Annotated in this window: 4 protein-coding genes; 3 read left to right on the top strand and 1 reads right to left on the bottom strand. The window is 47.1% G+C overall.

Annotated features, from left to right (window positions below; translation table 11 throughout):
• Positions 1 to 300: 300 nt before the first annotated feature.
• Together V2H45_RS25220 and V2H45_RS25215 are read left to right on the top strand one after the other, a co-directional pair.
• Positions 301 to 471 (top strand): hypothetical protein, encoded by a 171-nt coding sequence (locus tag V2H45_RS25220; protein WP_330486453.1) that lies wholly within the window; start codon positions 301 to 303, stop codon positions 469 to 471.
• Between the two features lie 118 nt (positions 472 to 589).
• The gene (locus tag V2H45_RS25215; protein WP_330486452.1) at positions 590 to 2,824 is read left to right on the top strand and encodes a transglycosylase domain-containing protein; all 2,235 of its coding nucleotides are present in this window, start codon (positions 590 to 592) and stop codon (positions 2,822 to 2,824) included.
• Positions 2,825 to 2,935: 111 nt separating this feature from the next.
• Here the strand turns inward: V2H45_RS25215 and V2H45_RS25210 are convergent, their stop codons facing one another.
• Positions 2,936 to 3,115: a hypothetical protein gene (locus V2H45_RS25210; RefSeq protein WP_330486451.1), complete on the bottom strand. Its 180-nt coding sequence runs from the start codon at positions 3,113 to 3,115 to the stop codon at positions 2,936 to 2,938.
• A gap of 27 nt (positions 3,116 to 3,142) precedes the next feature.
• Between V2H45_RS25210 and V2H45_RS25205 the strand changes: the two genes are divergently transcribed.
• Entirely contained in the window at positions 3,143 to 4,141 is a 999-nt protein-coding gene (locus V2H45_RS25205; RefSeq protein ID WP_330486450.1) for an ABC transporter substrate-binding protein, read from the top strand.
• Positions 4,142 to 4,191: the final 50 nt, after the last annotated feature.

Below are 4,191 nucleotides of genomic sequence, written 5' to 3'. Positions count from 1 at the left end.
CATTTTCCTCAAATCCCTTCCTACTCTTGTTTGTATTTTTAGAGATGCCCTTTTGATATTGATCCCACTGGCTTTAACAGGAGCAGGGCTCGGAGCAGTGACCTATCGCAGGTGGCAAGAGAAGTCTCGATGACTCCTACATAACGTGAGTTCGGGATAAGAAAAAAGGGTTGTGCTCAAGATGTAATGATAGAGAGGTAGAAATTCTTAGTGTGGTCGTCCTATGGTTGCTTGCCCCATTTGTGCATGTTCCCAAACGCTTAAGAATGGTCACATTGATAACGGTAAATAACGATTTAAATGCCAAAAGATCGCTTCCCTCACCTGTTTCAGATCTTTTGGGAACTGTGGGATGAGCTTTTCTGTCTAGGTAAAGTTAGTAACGATTGCCCAGAACTTAAATTCTTGGCTTCAAGAAGAAAGTCAGGTGAAACTGGCTGGGAAGTATCTGAGGTCAATCTGTATCAATAGGTTTAAGCTTTTAGTCCGCAATTTGTTGCAGGGATTCATAAGTCTTAGTCAAGACAGATAAAGCGATCCGTATTATCCTAGACTTAGCGATTATCATTTATTCCACCCAACTGTTGCTATGACACAACCCAAGTCTAAGTTGCTGACCAGTATTACTAAGGTAGTCAATCCAGCATTTAGTAAGCTTGGCGCTGCCCTGAAACTTAAGCCTAAAGCCAGAGTCCCCAAACTGGAAGTGCGACTATCGGCAAAACAAAAGCCTGATATTTACGAACTGATCGGCGATCGCTATACCTTGGGACGCAGCAGCAGTAAATGTGACATTGTGGTGCAGACCCCATTGGTCAGCCAAGTTCACGCCCAGTTGGTGCGAGACAGCAAGCAAAAAAAATCGCAATTTGTAATTACCGATCTAAATTCAACCAACGGCATTTATCGTCGTCGCCAACGCCTGAAATCTTCGCCCTTGCGTCACAATATGGCGATCACGTTGGGCCCACCCGAGCTAGAAGCTGCCGTTACCCTGCGCTTTATCGATCCCCCACCTTGGTATATTCGCACTTTGCAATATACGGGCATCGGCATTGCCAGTGCTGTGGGTTTATTGGTTTTAGCGATCGCGATCGAAGTCAGTAAAGTTCCCGATGTGCGCCCCTTACCTGTCAGCCAACAGGGCCCCGTTGAGGTCTTATCAGGCGATGGAACCACATCCATTGGACCTGAGGATATTGCCAAACATACAGAGTTAGCCCATCTCAACGAATTCGGGCAACTCTTGCCCAAAGCAGTAATTGCTTCCGAAGATACTTCTTTTTATTGGAATATTGGCGTCGATCCGATTGGGGTTTTACGCGCCCTGGTAACGAATGTACGCAGTGGATCGCTGCGGGAAGGAGCCAGTACGATTACGCAACAACTCGCGCGTAACCTCTTAGGTCGCACCTATGTGGGAAAAGACGATTCAGCAGGACGCAAGTGGCGCGAAGCCGCAGCCGCCATTAAGCTGACCTTGAACTACAGCAAAGACGATCTATTGACGATTTATCTCAATCGCGTTTACCTCGGTAATGGGGTCTATGGCTTTCAAGATGCGGCAAAGTTATATTTCAACAAATCAGCTTCGGAACTCGATTTGTCAGAAGCTGCTACCCTCGCAGGAATTTTACCTGCACCTGAGGTAATCAATCCATTTAAGAATAAACAACTCGCCATTGAATATCGCGATCGCATTCTCAATCGCATGGCAGAGCTGGGCGTTGTCAAGGAAGAGGATGCGGAACGGGCAAGACGTTCCATTTTGCGATTGAACTTGGATGCTAAGAGCAAAGTGCAGGGCACGATCGCACCCTACTTTTACGGCTATGTGTTTGACGAAATGCAAGAAATCTTGGGTGAAAATTTTGCCAGAGAAGGCAATCTGATCGTAGAGACCAATCTGAATGTGGAGATGCAAAAAGCTTCAGATGCAGCGTTAAAGGAAGGTGTGGCTCGCGATGGTGGTGGTTATGGATTCAATCAGGGGGCGATCGTCACCATCGATGCCAAAGATGGTTCGATCTTAGCGATGACGGGTGGTGTCGATTTTAAAGCCAGTCAGTTCAATCGAGCCGCACAGGCAAGGCGTCAGCCCGGTTCCACCTTTAAGCTCTTTGACTATGCCGCAGCGATCGATCGAGGAATTTCACCCAATACAGTCTTCTCCTGTAGTTCTACACAGGGAATTGCGGGTTGTCACAATGGCGGATCGGGTAGCATCAATATGTATCGCGGCTTTGCGCTTTCTGAGAATGTTGTAGCCGTGCGGGTGGCTGAGTCTGCGGGGTTGGAGAATGTGATCGCAATGGCGCGGAAGTTGGGCGTAAAGTCCAAGATGGAACCGACCTCAAACCTAGTTTTGGGTGGTTTTGAGGTATCTATGCTCGAAATGGTGGGGGCTTACGGTGCGATCGCCAATCAAGGCGTTTACAATCAACCCCATGCGATCAAACGGATTCTCGACAGTCGCGATTGTAAAAATCCTAAAGACACAAAAACCTGTCGCGTAATTTTCGATGCTGCTCAAGACTTCCCACCGCGTCAAGCTGTCGATGCGAATCTCGCCAATACGATGATCGATCTGATGACTGGTACGGTGCAGTACGGCACAGGTCGCGCCGCTGCCATTCCGCAAGCAAGAGTGGTAGGCAAAACTGGTACAACTGATGACAGCAGAGATCTATGGTTCATTGGCATTGTCCCCAGCCGTCAGGTGGTAGCGGCGGTATGGTTAGGCAATGATGAAGGTGTGACATCGGGCAGTAGTTTTCTGGCAGCTCAAGTTTGGGGCGACTATATGAAAAATGCAATTCGCTAAAAGGTCTTCTTGGTTTCCATTGTGAGTGAGTTCTCCCCCCTTTTTTCAAGGGGGGCTGGGGGGGATCCTTGAAATTTATAGCGTTTCAGGTTTTCTCATCCCGAACTGACGTTATCCTAAATCGTCTAGGAGGATCTGGGATTTTGCCCCCTTCGACAAACTTAAGGCAACACGCTCAACGTAGGGATGTTGAAGCGCTACAACGCCTGCCTGATTGCCAAATACTTTATCTGAACTGTTTGTAACGACTGCGGCAGAAGTCGAGAGCGAACCTGTGATATTCCAGAGCATATCATTCTAAAATTCACGTTAATCTCTATGAAAATTCGTAGGCGGAATTTTTTGCAAATCGTTGGCGGGGCAACTGGAGCAGTTTTCAGCTCAGGGCTGAGTAGCAATGCCCAAGGTAAAAATTCCAAAATCGTAATTGGCTATCCAGCCGTCACCCCCGCCTTACCGCTCTACTTAGCCCTAGAAAAGGGCTACTTCAAGAAATTCGGACTGGATGTTGAAGCAATTGCCTTTGCGAATCCCCAAGAAGTGGTTGAAGGGATGATCTCTGGGAAGATTCAGGCGGCTGGCAATGGGGTGTCTTCAGGAAATTTAGCGATTGGCGAAGATAAATCGCCAGGCTTTTTCAAAATCATTTGCTCCAATATCAGCAATACCCAGTTCGTTCTCGAACAATTTGTTGTTGCGAGAGATAGCACAATTAAAGCAATTAGCGAACTCAAAGGGAAAAAAGTTTGTTCGGGTCTGGGCCCGCAGAATATTGCTTTAGCCAAGGCAATTCTTGCAAAGAATGGATATCCCAACGCTCAAATTTTGCCATTATCCTTTGACAAACATATCGGGGCGATCGCTTCGGGAGAAGTTGCTGCTGCCTATACGTTAGAACCGATCGGCACGGTCGGTCGCATTGAAGGAAAAACGCGTACCCTTGAAGCAGGTGTGGTTTCTAAATATATTCTCGGCGATCCTCTAGCGCCTTGGTTTGGAGGGTCAGCGGCGATCTCGACTAAATTTTTGAGCGAACATCCTGCGATCGCTCAAAAATTCATTACGGCTTATCGCATGGGTGTGGAGGAAGTGCGACGCAATCCTATCCTAGCCCGTCAATATTTGCCGCGTTATACCAAAATTAAACCTGCGCTGACCAAGCAAGTACCTTTGCCCGATTACAGGATGTTTGACGAATTCACAGCTAAGGATGTCGAGTACTTCCAACAATTTTTTGATTTCCTTAAAACTGAGAAAGTTCTCAGCCGTAAAGTGGAAGTGTTCCCTTTATTACTCAAAAAGGCAGCACTATCTTAAGGGCACCTCTAAAAATCAGTCAGAGACGAAAAACGAAAATAAAAAGAGAG

It is taken from the genome of Tumidithrix elongata BACA0141 (assembly GCF_036349135.1).
Taxonomy (GTDB): Bacteria; Cyanobacteriota; Cyanobacteriia; order Pseudanabaenales; family Pseudanabaenaceae; genus Tumidithrix; species Tumidithrix elongata.
Note: the sequence above shows the minus strand (reverse complement) of the source record. Positions and strands in the feature narration are given on the sequence as shown.